The organism is Actinomadura sp. 7K507 (assembly GCF_004348425.1).
In the GTDB taxonomy this organism is placed as follows: Bacteria; Actinomycetota; Actinomycetes; order Streptosporangiales; family Streptosporangiaceae; genus Spirillospora.
The window spans coordinates 1-20394 of the sequence record NZ_SMKK01000118.1 but is presented as its reverse complement, the minus strand read 5'-3'; the positions used below and the strand labels follow the sequence as shown (position 1 = coordinate 20394).

The window sequence follows — 20394 nt, the reverse complement described above, 5'->3', positions numbered from 1 at the left end:
ACGGTCCCGCGGGGACCCGTGTGAGGATGCGGACTGTGGAGCATGAGCTGGTGGGCCTCGCTGGTCCTGGTGGCCGGTGGCGCCCCGTCGCCGCGGGACCGTTCACCCTCCTGGCGGTGGTGCTGGCGCTGGCGCCGATCAGGCCGGTGTGGCTGTGGGCGGTGCTGATCGGGGCCGTCGCCGCCGTCCCGTGGGCGCTCGGCGCCGTCCCGGAGGCGCGCCTGCGGCGTCCCCGGCCGTACTGGCGGCTGTCGGCGGCGGGGCTCGAACGGATCGGGCCGGGCGGGCTGACCATGGTCTCCTACGAGCGGTCCCGGATCGACGCGCTGGCCATCACGACCGGCGACGGCGTGCTGACCGTGTTCCACCGGTTCGGCCGTACCGCCGCCGGCGGGATGACCGCGATGGGCCTGGAGCCGCTCGCCGTCTTCGTGACGGCCCGCCGGCTCGGGATCCCCATGCACGTCCTGGACGGCGAGGCGACCGACCTGCTGGACCCCGCGCTCGACGAGGCCCTGCGCATCCCAGGGCTGGACGACGACGTCCCCGGAGGAAGCGCTCTGCCGCGCGACCACGCGGCGGAGAAGCGCCTCCTGGACCAGGAGGCGGCACTGCTCGCCGCCGCCCACGAGCCGTCCCCTCAGGCGTCCCCAGAGCCGCCCGAGGAGCCCTCCACGGAAGGCGGGGCCCGGCCCGCGCGCCGCAGGCGCAGGGCGGGCGGCCGGGGCAGGGACCGGGAGCAGCGGCTTGACACGCCGGAGCCGCTGCCGAGCCGCCGCCGGATCGTCCTCCTCGGCGCGCTGACCGCGCTGCTCGGCACCGTCATGATCGTCCGGATCGCGCTGGACGGGACGAGCGAGTTCGGCGCCCGGCTCGCCGCGGGCTGCTGGGTCCTGGCCGCGATCGCGGGCATGCTGGCGGCGCGCCGCCGGCTGCTGCGCGCCGTCCAGGTCCGCTGGACGATCACGGCGGAGCGGCTGCTGGTGCGGGCCCGTCCCGGCCGCCGCCGCGAGGCCCAGAACCTGCCGGCGGGGGACGTCGCCGCGGTCGTCGTCGGCCCCGGCCTGCGGCTGGACCCGGTGAGCGGCGAGCCGCGCCGCGCCGAACTCGCGGCGCTCGCGTTCGGGCACCGGCTGGAGCTGGTCGCCCGGCTGCCCGCGCACGGCCTGGACGGCTTCCAGCTCGCGCACGCGCTCGACGACCACGGCTACCGCGTGATCACGCCGGGGGCGCGGGCGCCGCGCAGTCCCGACTACGGGCTGGAGGGGCTGCCCGAGATCTTCGCGCAGGTGCCCGGCGGCCGGCTGGTCGTCGCCGACGGCGGGCTCGGCTGGGCCGACGCGGCGGGCGACGTCGTGCTGAAGATGCCCGAGGACCGCATCGGCGGCATCGAGCTGCTGACGATCGCCGGGCACGCGTGGGTCCGGCTCTACGACACCGACGGCGACGAGTTCTTCGCCGCGCCCCTGTCGGCGCTGCGGATCTCCCGCACCGACCTCCGCGACTCGGCCCGCCGCGCCGGGCTGCCGGTGAACGACGCCGAGTACGACGCCTACCTGAGCGCCGCATTCCACTCGGCCGTGTCCACGCTCACCGTGCCCGAACCCGAGACCGGCAAGGAACCGGAGCCGGCGACCGCCGCGCTGCCGTCGCCGAGCGCCGGGCAAGAGGGAGGCACGGCACTCCAGCCGGACCTCTCCGGCGAGCAGGAGTTCACGTTCACCGTCTCCGCGCCGCCCGGCCCGGCCACCGCGCCGGGCGCGCTGCTGGACGCGACCAGGCGGTCCCGCATCGGGACGTACGGAATGAGCGTGCTGCTGTGCCAGGCGGTGGCGCTGCTGGGTGCGGTCTGGCTCGGCCCAGAGCTGGGAGGGTTCAACGCCACGGCGAGCTGGTCCGTGCCTGCCGGGCTGGTCATCGGCCTCGTCGGCTACTGGCTCTACGACCGCAACCGCTCACAGCTCCGCGTGTCGTCCGCCGGGCTCGCGGTCGTCACCAAGCGCGGACGGGTCGAGTGGGACCTGACCCGTGACCGCATCGGCGGCATCGGCATCGACGAGGCGCGCGAGCGGATGCCGCGCCTGGTGGTGTGGGGGCCGTCCGGGCGGGTGCTGCGCCAGGTCACGTTCCCGCCGGACCTGGACGAGCTGCGCCGCGCCTGCGAACGCTACGGCGTCCCTTGGGGGCCGCCCGACGCCGACCGTCCCGCCCCTCCGCCGCCTGAGCTCTGACGAAGCGACCACGTCTTCAGCGACTCGTAGCTCACCTGGCTGTCATCCTTGCCGGGAAGGTGGCTGCGCATCAGGTGGACGGAGTCGGACGTCCACGCGGCGCCCGCGAACGCCGACAACGACTCGATGAGGGGCCGCACGTCCACCGGCTTCCTGGACCGTGCCAAGGTCAGGTGGGGACGGAACGTGCGGTGCTTGTCCGGCAGCGTCCCGACGCGGCGCCCGGCGGCCGTGGTCGACGCGGCCAGCCGCGCGACGCCCCGGCGGTCTCCGAACAGGCCCGTCCACAGGACGCGGGCGTGCGCCCCGCTGCCGGGGAACGCGCCCGCGCCGGCCAGCGACAGCGACAGCCGCTCGTGCCGTCCGACGGCACGTTCGAGCCTCGGGAGCAGCCGGTCCAGGGTGCGGTCGTCCACCTCGCCGAGGAACGTCAGCGTGACGTGCAGCAGCTCGCGGCGGACCCATCTCAGCTCGGGTATCGCCTCGGCGTGCGGCCGGACGGCCTCTTCGAGCTCGTCCAGGATGTCCGGTGGCGGTACGAGCGCCACGAAAAGCCTCATGGGATCGTCCGGAGGGCCACCCGGCAAGCATTTCAGCAGATGGCGCCCGTTGTCACGCCGTGCTCCCGCCCCGCCGCCGTCCTTGCGCCCTCTTGTGGGCTTTCGTCACCTTCGGGCGGTGCGTCGGCGGATCTGGGCGAGCGCGGGGCGGATCGATCCGCGCGCGGCCAGGACGCCGACGGCGAGCGCCGCGAGGGCGGAGATCAGGCCGCCGAGGACGATGGCCGTCCGGGCGCCGAACTGCTCGGCCAGCCAGCCGACCGTGGGCGCGCCGATCGGGTTCGTCCCGAGGAACACCAGCATGTAGAGGCCCATCACCCGCCCGCGCATCTCCGGCGCGACGCCGAGCTGGACGGTGGAGTTGGCCGCCGTCGTCAGCGTCATCATCGCCATCCCGGTCGGGACCAGCAGCACCAGGAACGACCAGTACGTCGGCATCAGCCCGGCGGCGACCTCCAGCACGCCGAACAGCACGCCCATCGCCACCAGCAGCCGCAGCCGCGGCCTGGCGACCCGCCGCGCGGCCAGCAGGGCGCCGCTGAACGCGCCGAGCGCGAGCATGCTGGACGCGAGGCCGAACGCCGACGCGTCGGTCTTGAAGACCTCCTTGGCGATCAGAGCGACCGTCGTGGAGAAGTTCATCCCGAACATGCCGATGAACCCGATGAGGATCATGACGAGCAGCAGGTCGCGGCGTCCGCGCACGTAACGCAGGCCCTCGCGGAGCTGGCCCTTGGCGCGCTTGACCGGGGCCGCCGGGTACAGCTCGCCCGTCCGCATCGCGTACAGGCCGAACAGGACGGCGGCGAACGACGCGGCGTTCACCAGGAACACCGGTCCGGTGCCGATCGCCGCGATCAGCACGCCCGCGACGGCGGGGCCGAGCAGGCGGGCGCCGTTGAAGGTGGCGCTGTTCAGCGCGATCGCGTTCGGCAGGTCGCGCCTGCCGACCATCTCGACCACGAACGACTGGCGGGTCGGGTTGTCGACGACGGTCGCGAGGCCGAGCCCGAACGCCAGCATGTACACGTGCCACACCTGCGCCATGCCGGTCACCGCGAGCACGCCGAGGACGAGGGCGAGCAGGCCCATCGCCACCTGCGTCATCGCCAGGACGCGGCGCTTGGGATAGCGGTCGGCGATGACGCCGCCCCACAGCCCGAACAGGAGCATCGGCAGGAACTGGAGGCCGGTGGTGATGCCGAGCGCGGTGCCGCTGCCGTGCGCGAGTTCGAGGACGAGCCAGTCCTGCGCGATCCGCTGCATCCACGTGCCGGTGTTGGAGACGACCTGTCCCGCCGCGAACAACCGGTAGTTGCGATTGCGCAGCGACCGGAACATCCCGCCGCTCCGCGGCTCCTCGGCCTCGCCTTCTCCGCCCGGCTCCCCCGGACGGTCCGGGCCGTCCGGGTCCCCCGGCTCGGTCGGTTCGGTCGGCTCTCCCGCTTGGGTCTGCTTGGTCAGTGTGACCCGTTCGCCCGGCTCGGTCGCTTCGTTCGGCACGTCTCGGGCGGGTTCGGGCTTGACGGGGTCCGTGGTCCGGACGAGTCCGCGGTTCTCCGGCGCGGTGGCGCCGACGGAGAGGACGGGGGTACGGGCCTTGCGCACGCGCGGCCGCCCGTGGGGGCCGCGCGTCGCGGGATCCTCGGGCTCTTCGGGTCCATCGTTAGCGGAGGTCATTAACTCTGCTAACGATAATTGCCCAGCCGTCATTCCGGCAAACGTGGCCTTCGTCTCCCGCGCCCGTCTCCCGCGCCGCGATCACCGGCCCGGGCGGGCGGCGGGTCAGGAACGGCTGAGCTTGTCGATGATCGGAGCGGCCTGGTGGAGGATCTCCCGCTCACCGTCGGTCAGCTCGCCGAGCCTCCTGGCCAGCCACGCCTCCTTGCGGCGCCGCTCGTCGGCCAGCAGGGCGGTGCCCTCGTCGGTCGCGTTCAGCTCGACCTGGCGTCCGTCCGTCGGATGGGGCCGGCGCGCGACGAGGCCCCGCTCCTCCAGGTGGGCGATGACCCGGGTCATCGAGGGCGGCTGCACCTTCTCGTGGTCGGCGAGCTCGCGCGGCGTCATCGACCCGTGCCGCTCGATCGCGGCGAGCGCGGCGAACTGGGTGAGCGACAGCGGACTCCGGGTGCCGTCGCCGGCCGCCGGCGGGCGCAGCGTGCGCAGCCTGCGCGACAGCCGCGCGATCGAGATGCGCAGCTCTTCGGCGAGGCCCGGCGCGGACGGCGCGCGTCCCCGGGTCGGTGGCGTTGTCATAGTCGTTGGTCTCCCGTGCTGCCCATGCTGCCACGCCGCGCCGCGGACGTGTCCGCACCCCGGCCGGGTCGCGGCGGCCCGTGGCCGTTCGGGTGGGTGCCGAACCTACCGAAGGAACGCCGCACCCACGCAACGTAGCCTGACCACATGACCCGACCGCACCGCCCCGACCCGCCGCCGATGCAGACCAACGACGTGCGTATCGCGGCGGCGGGCACGGCCGCCTGGGCTGTGGCGCTCGTCGTCCTGCTCATCGCCGGGCTGCCGTCCGAGGACCGCTGGTGGCTCTGGGTCTGCGTCGCTGGCGTCGTGATCGGCCTGTTCGCCGTCTGGTACGTCCCGCGGCTCCAGGCGGGACGCGCCCGCGCAGAGGCCGCCCGCGCCGCGGAACGCGAAGCGGCCCTCCACGAAGGCTCACCGGACGGCTCGGACGACGCGGACGACGCGGACGACGCGCAGGCCACCGAGCCTGCGGAGTCGGGTCCGGAACCGGAGGGCAAGAGGGCCGACTAAGGATCGAGGTCGGCTTCGGCCAGCAGGACCGGCAGGGTCTCCGGGTCGCGCAGGACGGCCTCCACCACGAGCCGATCGGCCCAGTTCCCCGTGGACCACGCGAGTGCCCGCGCGAGCCCTCCCGCCCCGCTCGCGTGGATCTCGCCGTCTCTCGTCCACCACGGCACGTCCTGGCCGTCCACGACGAGGCGCTCGTGCGCGAGGTAGTGGGCGGGCGCATCCGGCAGGACCGCGCCGGCGGCCTCCGGTACGGGACGTTTCTCGCCCTCCGACTGGACGACGCCGGGGATCTCGTCTCCGGCCAAGGGCAGGTCGAGGAGTTCTGCGAGGCGTCCGTCCCGTCCTTGCGCGGCGATGACGAGCGGCTGCCCTTGGAGGAGCGGCAGGACATCCGGGCCGTCCAGGACGAGGGCGTCGGCGGCGTCCACGACCTCGACCTGGCCGTCCACAACCGCCCGCACGTGGTCGGGTGGTTCGACAACGGCCTCGGGAGTGTCGGCCAGGGCCGTCCAGAGCCCACCCAGATGGGCACGGGTGACAGACCGTCCCGGGTCACCGAGGCGATCGAGCAGCTCTTGGGCGCCGCCGGGCTCGTCGAGCAGATCTTCCAGCGATGTACGGACGCCCAAGGCGAGCAAAAGGCGATCGTCCAGGCCTTCTGGCGCGACGTCGTAGAGCCCGGTCAGGGACTCGTCCCCGCCGAGCCGGAACTCGCCGGGCCTACGGCCGTCCAAGACCGGGTGACGGCTCAGCCACCACGCCGTGTAGGACGGGACTGCGACGCGGCGGCCGTTGTGCAAGGTCACATGGGCGGGATCGACGATCGCGGCGCGCCACGGCGATCCGGCGAGGACGCGCAATGCCCCCGGCCAGTCGTCGACCAATTCTAGATCTCGGACGGCGAGGAACTCCGGCACGAGGGGCGGAAGATCCTGCGGGCCGATCCGGCGCAGGACCTCGTCGGCCCACAGGTCCTCGTCATCGAGTTCGAGGGTCTCCGCCTCGTCGGCGAGCCCTGTGAGGTTGACGTCCTCGGCCCGTGCCAGCGCGAAGCCGTCCAGGACTCCGGTGGCCGCGAGTGTCTCCGCTCCCCACCGCTCCAGGAGATCACCGCCGACCACCCCGAACGGCGCGTCATCGGCCATGAGGTCGCGCAGGGGGCTTTCGGGCAGGAGCAGTTCGCCCGCCGGGTAAAGCTCGCCGTCGTCGCCCGGCAGGGCCAGCTCGGCCAGCCAGGGCTCCTCACCGGGATCGATGCGGGCGGCCGCGACCAGCCCCAGGACGGCCTCCGCGATCGCATCGGGGTCATCGGCCTCAAAGGACTCCTCAACGGACGCCTTCACGGCCGCATCGGCGAGGACGGCCCGCGGCCCCGCCTCGACCGCACCAAGCCGGGTCAGCAGGGGATGCACCGCGTCGGGGTGGACGAACCGCAGTCCCAGCGCGTCCAGTCCCCCGGGATCGGCGCCGTCGGCGATCAGCAGCCCCCGCGGACCTCGCACGATCCGCCCGGCGTCACCGGCCAGCGGCACCGGCAGAGCCCCCAGGGCGTCTGTGGCGGCCTCACCGAGCGTCCCGTACACCTGGTGCCACCACGCCGGTTCCCGGTCCACAGCGGCCAGCTCATCGATCACGTCGGCCAGCTCGACCCGCCGCACCCCGAGCGCCGCCAGCGCCGGACTCCGGGCGGGCCACTCCGGCGGGAGCAGCCCGACGACCACCGCGTCCCCACCGCCGGGCTCCCCCGCGTCGTGGGGGGTCTCCGCGTCGTGGGGCGTCTCCGCGTCGTGGGGGGGCTCCGCGTCGTGGGGGGTCTCCGTGCCGCCGAGCACCTCGACGAACGCGGCCGGGGCGTCCACCGCGACCGCGTCACGTCCCCGCATCCGGTGGGGCAGCAGCGGCGCCTCGGGAAGGCGCTCGCGAATGCCTCGCCGGACCTTGGCGTCCAGTTCCCCCGCCCCCACCGGCCCCGGCACGAGCCCGAGCACCCGTGGTGACACCGGAAGCCCGCCCAGCAGCCGGATGTAGGTCTCGGCGGCCTGATCCACAAGGAAGTCGGTCAGCGCCCCAGGCGCGACGTGCCGCCGGTCCGGTGCGAGCGGGAACGACGCGATGAGCAACGCGCGCAGATCCAGCGGCTCGTCACTGGGTGTGGGCGCGTGCACCACACGCGGCATGCCCTCGGGCAGACCGTCCTCAGGGAAGGCCCACCGAACCTGCCAGTACGGTCGTGCCCGTTCCTCCACGGGACGGTCTTCCAGAAGCGCCGCCGGGATCTCCCCATGCGCCTCGGCCGTCCGCCACAAGTCCCCGTTGATGACCACCTCGTCCGGCGCGCGGTGCTCAGCCGTCAGCACGCGGACGTCGCCGTCAACATCGATCTCAACGCTCTCAAGCGCGGGCAAGGCGAGCATCAGCGCCGCGCCCACCTGCCCGAGCTGCCGCCGGACGGACTCGACCGCGTCCTCCCGCAACGGCAGCCGCACGACCGTGTCGAACCCCGCCGGGATCTCGGGCAGATCCGCTCGGCCCAACGCCAACGGCAACCGCAGCAGCGGAACGTGCCCACCGCGCCGCGTCAGTTCCCCGGCGAGCACAGGGACGTCCTCCACCAGCCCCCTGGCCCGCTCCCGCGACCACGCCACGCCCGCCGTACCGGACGCGATGGCGGGCTGATCGCTGACGGCCACGACGGCGGCGAACCCGACACCGAACCGCCCCGCCGCGCCCGCGTCCCCCCGCTTGGACGACGCCCGCAGCGTGGAGAGCGCCTCCACGCCCGCGGCGTCCAACGGCGCACCGGAGTTCGCCGCGACCAGGGTCGCCGCGGGCTCGGGGGCGTCCAGCCGATCCTCCGTGCGGAGGGTCAGGCGGAGACGCCCGGGGACGGCGGCCTGGAGCGCGGCGTCGGCGGCGTTCTGCGCCAGCTCGGTCACGACGCGGTCGCGGTAGCCGCCGAGCGCGAAGTCCTCCTCGGTGTTGGCGTCCTCACGGAACCGGGCCGGCGACTCGCTCCACGCCCGCAGCACCCGCTCGCGAAGCGCCCGCGTCCCGAAGGGATCCGCGTCTTCCACAGCACCGTCCTCCAAGGGCCGGTCCATCCGGTCAGCTGTGGCCGAGGGCCTCGTCGTCCAGGGCCGCGTCCTCGTCGCCGCCCGCGGGGACGACCTCGTAGCCCAGCTCGTCGATGACGGGCGGGTTGTGCTCGGACACCGCCGGAAGCGGGAGCGCCTCGGAGTGCGCGCCGCAGCCGTGGTCGGCGGACACGACACGTCCGTCGTCGGAGGCGTACTCGTTCGCGCACACGCCGAAGACCTGCCGCAGCTCCCCGGCGAGCGGGACGTAGAACCCGCACGTCGAGCATTGCGCGGGCGCGGACGCGGCGATCGGGGCGCGCGGGCCCCCCACCCCGTCGTACCAGCGCTCGGCGGCCTCGTCGCGCCCCTCCTGGGACAGCACCCGGACGCGGCCGAGACCGGGCTCCCACTCCGCCTGCCGGTCGGCGTACTCACTGGTCTGCGTGAAGCCCGGCGCGAGCCGGACGTCGTCGGGCGCGGTCGGCAGCAGGTCGCCGGGGCCGAGGTCACCGGGACGCAGCCGCTCCAGCCACGGCACCCACGGCGGCGCGAGCATGGCCTCGTCCCCGGGCAGCAGGACGCATTCGCTGACCGTGACGTTCTTGGCGCGGGCGGCCCGCGCCACGGTGACCGCCCATCGCCAGCCCGAGTAGGCGGGATCGAGGCAGCCGAAGTAGTGCGTGACCACGCGGTCGCCTTCGGCGCGGTGGCCGAGATGCTCGCCGACCGGCTGGGGCCACGCGGTGCTCTCCGCGGCCTCGCGGGCCAGGTCGACGGCCTCGGCGCAGGCGGTGTCGACGGCGGGCATGCGGGTCCGGCGGGCGGGCCCGGTGGTGGCGCCCGCGGCGGCGGAACGCGCGGGACTGGACTGACGCGATGGGCTCACAAGTCAATTCTCGCTTATGGAACGACGTGACCGGACACCCGCCCGGTCCCGGCCGCGGAGTGAGCCCGCCTCCGGGCGGGGAACGTACCCTCAGTCGGAGTCGCCGCGAGGGCCGTGCCCGGCCGACAGTCCGGGCGGCCGCAGGGGAGATCAGCGCGCATGGGTGACCGGACACGGTTCGGCCGAGCCGTCCGCGCCGGCGCCGCAAGGACGGCGCGGGCGCTGCGCGGCGCGCGTTCGGCCGTGTCGGGAACGGGCCGGCTGACCCGCCGGGTCACCCACGCCCAGGGCGCGGGACGCAGCGGGCTCGGCAGCCTGATCGAGTCGTCGGCGTTCAACTCCGCGGGCGACGCGATGGTCACGGTCGCCCTCGCCGGGACGCTGTTCTTCGGCCTGGACGTCAACCAGGCGCGCGGCCAGGTCGCCCTCTACCTCGTCGTCACGATGGCGCCGTTCGCGCTCGTCGCACCGCTGATCGGCCCGGCGCTCGACCGGGCACGGCACGTCCGCCGGTACGCGATCGCCAGCACGTTCGTAATGCGCGCGTTGCTGTGCTGGGGGATGGCGAGCGCGCTCCCGCACGGCGACACGGTCACGTTCCTGCCCGCGGCGTTCGGCGTGCTCGTGCTGTCCAAGGCGTTCGGCGTGCTGCGGGCGGCGGTGACGCCCCGCGTCCTGCCCGGCGAGATCTCGCTGGTGACGGCCAACGCGCGCAACGCGTTCGCGGGGCTGATCGCCGCGTCGATCACCGCGCCGATCGCCGCGGGCCTCGCCGTCCTCATCGGGCCCGGCTGGGTGCTGCGCATCGGCACGGTCGTGTTCCTGCTTGGCGTCGTGTTCACCATGCGGCTGCCGGCGCAGGTGGACGTCCCGGACACGAAGCCCTCACCGGAGGACGGATCCGAGACCGGGCGGGAGCCGTCCGCAGAGCCGCCCCCTGAGCCGGCCGCGAAGCCGGCCAGGCCCTGGCGGACGATGCCGCGCGTCGGCCCGGTAGTGGCGGAGGCGATGCAGGCGAACGCGGTGCTGCGGGCGTTCTCCGGCTTCCTGATCATCTATCTGGCGTTCCTGCTCCGCCAGGAGCGGTTCGACCCCGTGTCCCACCATGTCGCCCTCGGCCTGCTCGCGGCGTGCGCCGGGGCCGGCGGGCTCATCGGCACCGCGCTCGGCGCCTGGATGAAGGCGCGGGCGCCCCGCCTGATCGGCTCGGCGACGCTGGCGTCCGTCACCGCCGTCACCGCCGCCGGAGCGGCGTTCTTCGGGCTGTGGGCGGCGCTGGCGGTGGCGACCGCGGCGGGGCTCGGGCAGGTCCTCGGGAAGCTGTCCATGGACGCGGTGGTGCAGCGCGAGATCGGCGAGGAGATGCGCTCGTCCACGTTCGCCTTCTCCGAGACCCTGCACCAGCTCTTCTGGGTCCTCGGCGGGCTGCTCGGCCTCGGCATGTCGATCGTCGCGGACGGACGGGTCGCGCTCGCGATCGTCGCGGCGGCCCTCGCGGTGTCGCTCGCGGTGCTGCTGGCACGCCGGACCGGCACGCACCGCCGGGCACGCCGTCCCCGCCACGCGAACACGATCAAGGACGCGCACCCCGAGATGCACGGCTGAGCGCCGAAGGGCGGCGGCCTCGGGCGACCGGGTGTCAGGAGGCCAGGTCGTCGGCGACGGCCCGCAGCACGGTCGCGATCTTCTTGGCCTCCGCCGGGGACGGGTGCTTGCCGCGCCGGTAGGTGTTGGAGATCACATCCAGCAGCTTGATGAGGTCCTCGGTGATGACGACCATCTCGTCCGGCTTCTTGCGCCGCTGCTTGGCGATGGTCTTCTCGACCGACGGCAGGGTGTCCAGCACCCGGACCTGGAGCGCCTGCTGGCCCCTGCGCCCCTCGACCACGCCGAACTCGATGCGCTGGCCCGGTTTGAGCCCGGTGACCCCGCTCGGCAGCGCCGAGGAATGCACGAAGACCTCACCGCCGTCGTCGCGGGTGAGGAAGCCGAACCCCTTGTCGGAGTCGTACCACTTGACCTTGCCAGTCGGCACCGGAGACCTCGTTCGGTAATCGTCTTGAATCGACCCCAAGATTAGTCCCTCGCCATGCGGCGGTGTACACACAGGGGGCCTTATGCGGCGCCTTCGGGCCGTCCGGCAACGCTATCCCGGACGTCCGGCAAAAGGCATCCCGATATCGCCTCGAACTGGGCGCCGTCACGCGGAGTGCGGGGCGTGCCGAAGCGGCCGGGGAGGACCCGTCACGCGGTGGCCACGAAGCCCGTCATCCAGTCGGGGAAGGCCGTCAGGTCGGGCAGGACGACGTCCGCGCCGTAGGCGGCGAGGGCCGCCGTGTCGAACGGGCCGGTCGCGACCGCCACCGCCACCGCCGACGCGGCCCGCGCGGCGTCCACGTCGCCCGTGTGGTCCCCGATGTAGGCGCCCGCGCCGTGCTCGCGCAGGGCGGCGCCCTTGCCCGCGCCGAACAGGCCGCCCACCACGGCGTCCACCTCGAGCCCGAGGTAGCGGACGGTGCGCTCGGTGTCGGCCTGGTTCTTGCCCGACACGATGACCGCCCGCCTCCCCCCGGCCCGGACCGCGCCCAGAGCGGCGACGGCTCCGGGCATGAGGACGGTCGCCGGGATCGCGATGTCGGCGTAGATCGCCCGGTAGCGCGCCGCCATCACGGGAACCTCGTCCACCGGGAACCAGTTGGCGAGCTCGTCCTCCAGGGGAGGCCCGATGCGCCGCACGACCTGGTCGGTGTCGATCGGGACGCCGGTCTCCGCCGCGAGGGCGGCGTACACGGCCGCGATCCCGGCCCGGGTGTCGGCGAGGGTCAGGTCGAGGTCGAAACCGACGGCGAGAGCGGAGCCAGGAGATTCCCGGGGATCTAGGTCGAACACGTCCCACAGGGTAAGGGTCTGGACACACGCGAAGACCCGCGCTCTCCTGGTAGTGGCGATGCGACGGGATCCGAGTAGGAGAGCGCGGGAACTTTCGCGCGGGAACCGTTCTGTTGTGACCGGGACTGGTGGCCCGGTCCTCCGGGAACGGCCGCCCGTGTTGGCGGTATACCCGCGCCCTCGACCACAAACCATCTGACCAGGGAAAACGCAGGGCTCGAACGAGCCACCCGAAGCAAAAGACGTACTGGCCCCGGACTCGGACCGTCCGCCCCCGGCGAAGTCCCTCCCCGGTGAAGGAGGCCGTAATGGCAGAGAACCCCGACCGGCCGCTCGATCAGGACCCCGGCGCGACGAGCGCGCCCACGACGAGCGGACCCGCGACGACGAGCGAGCACGCCACGACCGAGCACACCACGAGCGAGCACGCCACGACCGGCACCGAACCCGGCGGCGACCACCGCGCCCCGAAGACCCGGCGCTCGTTCGCCGCCGGCGCGGGCGCGGTCCGCCGCCGCGCGGCCGGGACGCTCGCCACCGTGGTCTCCGCCATCACCACGGTCATCGTGCTGATCCTGGCCGTGCACATCGTGTTCGTCGCGTTCGAGGCCAACACGGGCAACGACCTCGTCCGCTGGTTCGGCGACCGGGCCACCGACCTGTCCTGGCAGTTCAGGGACGTCTTCCAGCCCGACGACCACAAGGTCGCGGTCGCCGTCAACTACGGCCTGGCCGCCCTCGTCTACCTGGTGATCGGCCGCATCCTGACCGGCCTGATCCGCCGCATCTGACCAGTCTCTGCCGGGGAATCAATCTCTGCCGGGGAAACGGACCGCTTCGAAGGGCCAGGCGGTCTTGACCCATTCGCGGACGAACTCCTCCAGCTCCTTCTCCAGGGCGGAGTTCTCCTCGTCGGCGCGGACCCAGAACACCACGACCGCGTCCGCGCCGGGCCCGTCGGACGGGGCGACGTGGATGCGGCCGAGCTGGCGCTCCCCGTCCGGCGTGATCACGACGTAGCTGAACGAGCGCCGCAGCTGCCCCTCCTTCTGCAGCCAGGCGACGTCGATCAGGGCCTGCTCGAAGGTGAACTCGTGGTCGGGCCATCCCCACTCGGGCCCGAACCTCCCGGCGAGCCTGTCCAGGCTGCCGATCACGGCGCCGTAGTCCTTGACCACGTCGTGGACGGTGATCGGGCGGATCTGGAACCGGGCACCGGCCACCAGCGTCGGCACCACGAAGTCCTCGGGCAGGAAGGCCCCGTCGGCCGCCTTCCGCGGAGACATGAACATCGTCGACCTCTCCGAGACGGCCCCTTCCGGCGACGGGGCGCGGAGGACTGAAACTCTAGTGGCCCCCGACCCGGTGCGAGACGGATCACGAATTCGGGCGCGCCGTCGCGTCGGACCGGAGCTCCGCGGGTTGAAGATGCCTTACTGTTCTTGCGGAGGAACCCATCACCATGACGACATCTACACGCGATCGGATCGTGGCCGAATCGCTCCGGCTGTTCGCCGACCGCGGTTACGCGGCGACCTCGGTCGCCGAAATCGAGGCGGCCGCCGGCCTGTCACCGGGCGCGGGCGGCCTCTACCGGCACTTCCGGTCCAAGGAGGAGGTGCTCGCCTCCGCCATCCGCGAGCACATCGAACGGACCCGCAAGCAGATCAGCGACGTCCTGGACGAGTCGACCGCCTACGAAGAGCGCCCGCTGGAGATCCGGCTCCGGATGACGTGCCATGCGGGCCTGGCGAAGATGCGCGAGGAACAGGACCTCATCCGGGTGCTGTTCCGCGACCTCGACCAGTTCCCGCACCTGGTCGCCGAGATGCGCGAGGGCATCGTCAACCCGCTGTACGACGGGATCTCCACCTGGCTGTCGTCGCAGCCCGAGTTCCAGGACTCCGACGAGGACTGGCCGGCCATCGCCTCGATCCTCGGCGGCGCCGTCGTGAACTACTGGCTGGCGAACGAGTCGATGTACGAGCCGCCTCAGCGCATCGTCGAGAAGCGGTTCGTGGAGGGCTGGGCCCGGCTCGGCCTCGGCCTGATGCACCTGGAGCGCAGCCCCACCACCTGACCCCGGCGGCACTGCCCGCAGGCGCGCCCGTCCGGGCGTCGTCCCGCGTGCTCTCCGCCTCCCTTCCCCCGGATCCGAGCAGGCCGTGCGGGCTTCTACCCTTGAGGAGCCCGGTACAGGCGGCGCGCACGCCACCTAAAGTTGGGGATCGGCATGGAAACGTATGCGGACTGGTTGCGCGCGCGAGGCGATGACGAGCTTCGTGCGCTGCTCTCCGCGCGTCCCGAGCTGCTCGCCCCCGTCCCCGCCGACCTGACCGCGCTCGCCGCCCGCGCCGCCGCGCCCGCCGCGATCTCCAGGGCCCTCGACCGGCTCGACCGCTTCACGCTCGCCGTCCTGGAGGGCCTGCTCGTCCTGCCCGCGCCGGCCGGGCCGGACGCGCTCGCCGCCGCCGTCGACGCCACGCCCGAGCAGGTCGCCGGCGCGCTCGGCACGCTTCGCCGGTACGGGCTCGCCTGGGGGAACGGGACGCCGAACACCGCGCCCGGCGTCCGGCAGGGCCTGCCGCACCCGGCGGGACTCGGCCCGCCCGTCCAGGAGGTCTTCGCCGGGTACTCCCCCGAGCGGCTCACCGAGCTGATCAGCGACCTGGAGGGGGAGGAGCCACGCGGGTTCGCGGACTCGTCCCGGCTCCTGCGACGGCTCGCCGACCTGCTGGACGACCCCGGCACGCTCATCCACGACGCCGGCCCGGAGGCGCGGGCCGCCCTCGACGCCCTCACCTGGGGCCCGCCGTTCGGGCGGGTCGCCGACGCGCGCCGGCCCGTCCGCATCGGCACGGCCGCCACCCCGATCGAGCGGCTCCTCGCCCGCGGCCTCCTCGCCGCCGAGGACGACCGCACGGTCACCCTTCCCCGCGAGGTGGCGCTCCACCTGCGCGGCGGGCACCTCTTCCAGGACGTCCCGGCGGAACCGCCGCCCCTCACGTCCGCGCAGGGCGAACCGCGCGGCGGGGACGTCGTGGTCCGGGCCGCGGCGAGCGAGGCGGCGGGCGCCGTCCGCCTCACCGAGGACCTGCTGGAGCGCTGGGGGCTGGAGCCGCCGCCCGTCCTGCGCAGCGGCGGCCTCGCCGTCCGCGACCTGCGCGCCGCCGCGACGCTCCTGGACGTCCCCGAGTGGAGGGCCGCGCTGCTCGTCGAGGTCGCGTACGCGGCCGGGCTGCTGACCCGCAGCGGCGACCTCGACGGCGAATGGCTGCCCACCCCCGCCTACGACCTGTGGCTCATGCGCGACACCGCCGGCCGCTGGACCGAACTCGCGCGCGGCTGGCTGAAGTCCGACCGGGCCGCCGGGCTCGCCGGGGAACGCGACGACCGCGACCGGCTCATCAACGCGCTCAGCGAGGCGATGGTGCGCAGCAGCGCGCCGGCCACCCGCCGCGCCACGCTTGAGGTCCTCGCGGACGCCGGCCGCGGCGTCGCCGTCACCGAGGACTCCCTCCGCGCCCGCATCGCGTGGCTGCGGCCGCGCCGCGGCGGACCGGCACGCGACCGGCTCCTCGGCTGGACGCTGCGCGAAGCCGCCGTCCTCGGCATCACCGGGTTCGGCGAGCTGGCCCCCTTCGCCCGCGACCTCCTCACCGGCGACGACCCCGAACCCGCCCTGGAGAAGCACCTCCCGGCACCCGTCGACGAGATCGTCATCCAGGCCGACCTGACCGCGATCGCGCCCGGCCCGCTCGTCACCGACCTCGCCCGCGAACTCGCCCTCGCCGCCGACGTCGAGTCCACCGGCGGCGCCACCGTCTACCGCTTCACGCCCGAGTCGGTCCGCCGCGCCCTGGACGCCGGCCGGACCGCCGCCGACGTCACCGAGCTGCTGACCCGGCACTCGGCGACCCCGCTCCCGCAGCCGCTCACCTACCTGATCGACGACGTCGCCCGCCGGCACGGCCACCTGCGCGTCGGCGCCCTCACGTCCTACGTGCGCACGGACTCGCCCACCACGCTCGACGAGATCCTCGCCGACCGGCGCTCGGACGCGCTGCGCCTGCACCGCCTCGCCCCGACCGTGCTGGCGTCCGGGCTCCAGCGCGCCGACCTGCTCGACGGGCTGCGCGCGATGGGCCTCGCCCCCGTCGCCGAGGCCCCCGGCGGCGGCGTGATCGTGACCCGCCCGGACGCGCAGCGCGCCGACCCCCCGCCGACCGCCGAAATCGTCCGGCTCCGGCCAGCGGAACGCACCGACGCGTCCATGGTGTCCGCCGCCGTCCGCGCCCTGCGGGCAGGCGACGCGGCGTCTCGGCACGGCGCCGAGCAGGCACGGCAGCGCGCGGACGCCCCGTCCGGCGAACCGCCCCGCTCCCCCGCGATGGCCACGATCGACCGCCTCCGCGCCGCCGTCGAACGCGGCGGACGCGTCTGGATCGGCTACCTCGACCAGCAGGGACAGGCGTCCAGCCGGATCGTGGAGCCCGTTCGCGTCGAGGGCGGATTCCTCACCGGCTACGATGCCACCCGTGCCGCAGTGCACCGCTTCGCCCTCCACCGCATCACCGGCGTCTCCGAGCTCACCGACGACCCCGCCTCCTGACGCCGCGCGTTCTCGCGCGGGCATGCGGCCGGTTGCGGACGAGCGGGAACCCTGGTTCGGTCAGCGGAGTCGAACGGGGTATCAGTCTTGGGCGAGAGGAGGCTGTCCGTGAGCGGATACGGAGGTGGCCCGCCCCCTGGCTGGCAGGACCCGTACGGCGGATCGCAGGGCTGGAGCGGCGATCCGTACGGCGGCGATCCCTATGGCGGCGCGTACGGCCCGGGCGGGGCACCCGGTTACGGCTACGGGCCCCCGGGCGTGCCGACCAGGCCCGCGAGCAACGCCTCCACGATCGCCGCCCTCGTCTGCAACATCGCCGGAGTGGTGCTGTGCTGCGGCATCCTGTCCATTCCCGGCGCCATCACCTCCGCCATCGCGATGAGCCGGGTCGAGACCGACCCCGATTCGGCGCGGAAACTGACGATCTGGAGCTGGGTCCTGTTCGGCCTCTCGGTCTTCATCGGCATCATCCTCATGATCGTCTACATCGCCGTGATCGTCATGAGCGAGGACTACAGCTCCACCACCACCTACTGACGCCCGCCCTCCCCCGCGGGTGCCCGCAGGCAATAAAGCGAGGGCGGGGCGCGTTCAGGTCCTGTGGCCCCGTCGAGAATGCGCGACGTGCCCCCGTGCCTCGGGTAGCGTGCACGGGCGGTGCTCGGCTGAACGGGGCGCCGATCATCGATTCCCGACGGGGGCTCTCGCTTTGACCGACGGTCCGCTCATCGTCCAGTCCGACAAGACGCTGCTGCTGGAGGTCGACCACGACCTGGCCGACGCCTGCCGCAAGGAGATCGCCCCGTTCGCCGAACTCGAACGGGCACCGGAGCATGTCCACACCTACCGGGTGACGCCGCTCGCCCTGTGGAACGCCCGCGCCGCCGGCCACGACGCCGAGCAGGTCGTCGACACGCTGATCAAGTTCTCCCGCTATCCCGTCCCGCACGCCCTGCTGGTCGACGTCGCCGACACGATGGCGCGGTACGGGCGGCTGCGGCTGGACAAGGACCCGGCGCACGGGCTCCTGCTGTCGTCCTCCGACCGCTCGGTCCTGGAGGAGGTGCTGCGCGCCAAGAAGATCAAGGGAATGATCGGCGACCGGGTCGGCGAGGACGCCGTCGCCGTCCACCCGAGCGAACGCGGCGCGCTCAAGCAGGCCCTGCTCAAGCTCGGCTGGCCCGCCGAGGACCTCGCCGGATACGTGGACGGCGAGGCCCACGCGATCTCCCTCGCGGAGGACGGCTGGGAGCTGCGCTCCTACCAGCGGGAGGCCACCGACGCGTTCTGGCACGGCGGCTCCGGCGTCGTCGTCCTCCCCTGCGGCGCGGGCAAGACCATCGTCGGCGCCGCCGCCATGGCCCGCGCCGAGGCGACCACGCTGATCCTCGTCACCAACACCGTCTCGGCGCACCAGTGGAAGCAGGAGCTGATCCGGCGCACGTCCCTGACCGAGGACGAGATCGGCGAATACACCGGCACGAAGAAGGAGATCCGCCCCGTCACGATCGCCACGTACCAGATCATGACGACGCGCCGGAAGGGCGCCTACGCGCACCTCGAACTCTTCGACGCCCGCGACTGGGGCCTGGTCGTGTACGACGAGGTGCACCTGCTGCCCGCGCCGATCTTCCGCATGACCGCCGACCTGCAGACGCGCCGCCGCCTCGGCCTCACCGCCACCCTCGTCCGCGAGGACGGCCGCGAGGGGGACGTCTTCTCCCTCATCGGCCCCAAGCGCTACGACGCGCCGTGGAAGGACATGGAGGCCCAGGGCTGGATCGCGCCCGCCGACTGCGTCGAGGTCCGCGTCACCCTCACCGACTCCGAACGTCTCTCCTACGCGACCGCCGAGCCCGAGGAGCGCTACCGCTTCTGCGCCACCACCGACACCAAGACCAAACTCATCCAGGCGCTGGTGGACCGGCACCGAGGCGAGCCGACCCTCGTCATCGGCCAGTACATCGACCAGCTCGACGAACTCGGCGCCCTCCTGGACGCCCCCGTCATCAAGGGCGAGACCCGCGTCCGCGAACGGGAACGGCTCTTCGACGCGTTCCGCTCCGGCGAGCTGGACGTCCTGGTCGTCTCCAAGGTCGCGAACTTCTCCATCGACCTTCCCGAGGCGTCCGTCGCCGTCCAGGTGTCCGGTGCCTTCGGGTCCCGCCAGGAAGAGGCCCAGCGCCTGGGACGCCTGCTGCGCCCCAAGGCCTCGGGCCACGGCGCCCGCTTCTACGCCGTCGTCGCCCGCGACACGCTCGACCAGGACTACGCCGCCCACCGCCAGCGCTTCCTGGCCGAGCAGGGCTACGCCTACCGCATCGTCGACGCCGACACCGTCCTCGCCGGCGACGACATCTAACCCATGAGAAAGGCCCCGCCGGGCAGGCGGGGCCTTTTCGGCGATCGTGGTCAGCCGAGATTTCGTTCACGGGCCTTGACGACGTCCACGAACGTCGTCCATTCGGCGGCGGTAAGGGTCAGCATCGGGCCGCCCGGCGACTTGCTGTCCCGGATCCCGACGCCGGGCTGCAGGCCGCCGACCTCCACGCAGTTGCTCGTGCCGTTACTGCGGGAACTCTTGCGCCAGCCGACGCGCCTGAGAGCAGGATCGTCCATTCATATCCTCCCTGAGGTCAGGGAACCCTTACCCGATCCACAGCGCCTGAATTAAAAGCGGCTTTTTCGGTCATCCGGAACTTGGACGCAGGGCACGTCTCTTGGCTGGATACTGCCGCTTTCGGACTTCACGATATTGCTCCAGCGAACTGTCGCGCCGTCCCGCCCAGCGGCCTCCTAGAACGGTCGATGCCGCACCCGAACGACCAGGAATCCGGCCCCGATACCCCCTCTGCACGCCACAAGACCGCCAGGCACTACGGCCTCCTGCCCTCAATCCTCCACCTTGTGGAAGTGCTGGGGGCACGGTTCGCCACGATGCATGCAGCGGAGCAGGCCACCTTTCGGCCCGATCCGGGGCGCCTCCGCCATGCGGTGAAGGGCGGCGCCCAAGTTCGGTTGCATCCGAGGGACCGCGGGTCATCGCCCCGCTCGCTCGACGCGTGGACGTGGCCGCACCGGCCCGCGGTGCTGGTGCCGGACCAGCGCCTGACCGCCACCATCGGCCTGGCGGGGTCAGGCAGTCCACCTCGATGCAGGGCCGTCTACGGCGGCGATGAGATCCAGCCCTCAGAAATGAGAAAAGGGCCCCGCCGGTGTCGGCGGGGCCCTCTCCATAATACGAGTCCGGCGGTGTCCTACTCTCCCACACAGTCTCCCGTGCAGTACCATCGGCGCTGAAGGGCTTAACTTCCGGGTTCGGGATGGGACCGGGTGTTTCCCCCTCGCCAAAACCACCGAACGACCAACC

Annotated in this window: 17 protein-coding genes and 1 rRNA gene; 8 read left to right on the top strand and 10 right to left on the bottom strand. The window is 73.2% G+C overall.

What is annotated here, in order from left to right; all coding sequences use genetic code 11:
- Positions 1–35 precede the first annotated feature (35 nt).
- Positions 36–2231, top strand: a complete 2196-nt coding sequence (locus E1285_RS25150) for a hypothetical protein (protein WP_132156186.1) — start codon at positions 36–38, stop codon at positions 2229–2231.
- Here E1285_RS25150 and thpR read toward each other — a convergent pair.
- The 3 genes from thpR to E1285_RS25135 all read right to left on the bottom strand — a co-directional run bounded on the left by thpR (position 2168) and on the right by E1285_RS25135 (position 5047).
- Entirely contained in the window at positions 2168–2791 is a 624-nt protein-coding gene (gene thpR / locus E1285_RS25145) for an RNA 2',3'-cyclic phosphodiesterase (protein ID WP_132156184.1), read from the bottom strand. The two genes, E1285_RS25150 and thpR, sit on opposite strands and share 64 nt — an antisense overlap.
- 105 nt (positions 2792–2896) lie before the next feature.
- Positions 2897–4132 carry an MFS transporter gene (locus E1285_RS25140; RefSeq protein WP_132156204.1) on the bottom strand — a complete coding sequence of 412 codons (1236 nt, stop codon included), beginning with the start codon at positions 4130–4132 and terminating at the stop codon, positions 2897–2899.
- A gap of 444 nt (positions 4133–4576) precedes the next feature.
- Positions 4577–5047, bottom strand: coding sequence for a MarR family transcriptional regulator (locus tag E1285_RS25135; RefSeq protein ID WP_132156182.1), 471 nt, complete (start codon positions 5045–5047; stop codon positions 4577–4579).
- 147 nt (positions 5048–5194) lie between these two features.
- Here E1285_RS25135 and E1285_RS48420 point away from each other — a divergent pair, with 147 nt between their 5' ends.
- Entirely contained in the window at positions 5195–5560 is a 366-nt protein-coding gene (locus E1285_RS48420) for a DUF2530 domain-containing protein (protein ID WP_132156180.1), read from the top strand.
- On the opposite strand, the gene E1285_RS25125 is transcribed toward E1285_RS48420, so the two are convergent.
- Positions 5557–8634 (bottom strand): hypothetical protein, encoded by a 3078-nt coding sequence (locus tag E1285_RS25125; protein ID WP_243723032.1) that lies wholly within the window; start codon positions 8632–8634, stop codon positions 5557–5559. The two genes, E1285_RS48420 and E1285_RS25125, sit on opposite strands and share 4 nt — an antisense overlap.
- Before the next feature lie 31 nt (positions 8635–8665).
- Positions 8666–9445: a DUF3027 domain-containing protein gene (locus E1285_RS25120; protein ID WP_132156202.1), complete on the bottom strand. Its 780-nt coding sequence runs from the start codon at positions 9443–9445 to the stop codon at positions 8666–8668.
- 237 nt (positions 9446–9682) lie between these two features.
- Between E1285_RS25120 and E1285_RS25115 the strand changes: the two genes are divergently transcribed.
- Positions 9683–11128 carry an MFS transporter gene (locus E1285_RS25115; protein WP_132156176.1) on the top strand — a complete coding sequence of 482 codons (1446 nt, stop codon included), beginning with the start codon at positions 9683–9685 and terminating at the stop codon, positions 11126–11128.
- A 34-nt stretch (positions 11129–11162) separates the two neighbouring features.
- Here the strand turns inward: E1285_RS25115 and E1285_RS25110 are convergent, their stop codons facing one another.
- Together E1285_RS25110 and E1285_RS25105 are read right to left on the bottom strand one after the other, a co-directional pair.
- Positions 11163–11558: a cold-shock protein gene (locus E1285_RS25110; protein WP_132156174.1), complete on the bottom strand. Its 396-nt coding sequence runs from the start codon at positions 11556–11558 to the stop codon at positions 11163–11165.
- Between the two features lie 209 nt (positions 11559–11767).
- Complete coding sequence (locus E1285_RS25105; protein WP_243723031.1) at positions 11768–12412, bottom strand: HAD hydrolase-like protein; 645 nt, start codon at positions 12410–12412, stop codon at positions 11768–11770.
- 308 nt (positions 12413–12720) lie between these two features.
- Here E1285_RS25105 and E1285_RS46760 point away from each other — a divergent pair, with 308 nt between their 5' ends.
- Positions 12721–13203: a hypothetical protein gene (locus tag E1285_RS46760; RefSeq protein ID WP_207946804.1), complete on the top strand. Its 483-nt coding sequence runs from the start codon at positions 12721–12723 to the stop codon at positions 13201–13203.
- An 18-nt stretch (positions 13204–13221) separates the two neighbouring features.
- On the opposite strand, the gene E1285_RS25095 is transcribed toward E1285_RS46760, so the two are convergent.
- The gene (locus tag E1285_RS25095) at positions 13222–13698 is read right to left on the bottom strand and encodes a GNAT family N-acetyltransferase (protein ID WP_243723030.1); all 477 of its coding nucleotides are present in this window, start codon (positions 13696–13698) and stop codon (positions 13222–13224) included.
- Between the two features lie 176 nt (positions 13699–13874).
- Between E1285_RS25095 and E1285_RS25090 the strand changes: the two genes are divergently transcribed.
- The 4 genes from E1285_RS25090 to E1285_RS25075 all read left to right on the top strand — a co-directional run bounded on the left by E1285_RS25090 (position 13875) and on the right by E1285_RS25075 (position 19386).
- Complete coding sequence (locus tag E1285_RS25090; RefSeq protein WP_165966750.1) at positions 13875–14492, top strand: TetR/AcrR family transcriptional regulator; 618 nt, start codon at positions 13875–13877, stop codon at positions 14490–14492.
- Between the two features lie 153 nt (positions 14493–14645).
- A complete protein-coding gene (locus E1285_RS25085) occupies positions 14646–17024 on the top strand; it encodes a helicase-associated domain-containing protein (protein ID WP_132156169.1) in 2379 nt (792 codons plus the stop codon).
- 108 nt (positions 17025–17132) lie between these two features.
- Positions 17133–17561, top strand: coding sequence for a hypothetical protein (locus tag E1285_RS46755; RefSeq protein ID WP_132156167.1), 429 nt, complete (start codon positions 17133–17135; stop codon positions 17559–17561).
- A gap of 172 nt (positions 17562–17733) precedes the next feature.
- Positions 17734–19386: a DNA repair helicase XPB gene (locus E1285_RS25075; RefSeq protein ID WP_132156165.1), complete on the top strand. Its 1653-nt coding sequence runs from the start codon at positions 17734–17736 to the stop codon at positions 19384–19386.
- 50 nt (positions 19387–19436) lie between these two features.
- Here E1285_RS25075 and E1285_RS25070 read toward each other — a convergent pair whose 3' ends face one another.
- Both E1285_RS25070 and rrf read right to left on the bottom strand, forming a co-directional pair.
- Complete coding sequence (locus tag E1285_RS25070; RefSeq protein ID WP_132156163.1) at positions 19437–19643, bottom strand: DUF397 domain-containing protein; 207 nt, start codon at positions 19641–19643, stop codon at positions 19437–19439.
- Between the two features lie 625 nt (positions 19644–20268).
- A 5S ribosomal RNA gene (gene rrf / locus E1285_RS25065) occupies positions 20269–20385 on the bottom strand.
- Positions 20386–20394: the final 9 nt, after the last annotated feature.

Coding starts and splice junctions, on each gene's coding strand:
- thpR (WP_132156184.1), bottom strand. CDS start 2,791: ATGAGGCTTTTCGTGGCGCTCGTACCGCCACCGGACATCCTGGACGAG.
- E1285_RS25140 (WP_132156204.1), bottom strand. CDS start 4,132: ATGTTCCGGTCGCTGCGCAATCGCAACTACCGGTTGTTCGCGGCGGGA.
- E1285_RS25135 (WP_132156182.1), bottom strand. CDS start 5,047: ATGACAACGCCACCGACCCGGGGACGCGCGCCGTCCGCGCCGGGCCTC.
- E1285_RS48420 (WP_132156180.1), top strand. CDS start 5,195: ATGACCCGACCGCACCGCCCCGACCCGCCGCCGATGCAGACCAACGAC.
- E1285_RS25120 (WP_132156202.1), bottom strand. CDS start 9,445: ATGCCCGCCGTCGACACCGCCTGCGCCGAGGCCGTCGACCTGGCCCGC.
- E1285_RS25115 (WP_132156176.1), top strand. CDS start 9,683: ATGGGTGACCGGACACGGTTCGGCCGAGCCGTCCGCGCCGGCGCCGCA.
- E1285_RS46760 (WP_207946804.1), top strand. CDS start 12,721: ATGGCAGAGAACCCCGACCGGCCGCTCGATCAGGACCCCGGCGCGACG.
- E1285_RS25095 (WP_243723030.1), bottom strand. CDS start 13,698: ATGTCTCCGCGGAAGGCGGCCGACGGGGCCTTCCTGCCCGAGGACTTC.
- E1285_RS25090 (WP_165966750.1), top strand. CDS start 13,875: ATGACGACATCTACACGCGATCGGATCGTGGCCGAATCGCTCCGGCTG.
- E1285_RS25085 (WP_132156169.1), top strand. CDS start 14,646: ATGGAAACGTATGCGGACTGGTTGCGCGCGCGAGGCGATGACGAGCTT.
- E1285_RS25070 (WP_132156163.1), bottom strand. CDS start 19,643: ATGGACGATCCTGCTCTCAGGCGCGTCGGCTGGCGCAAGAGTTCCCGC.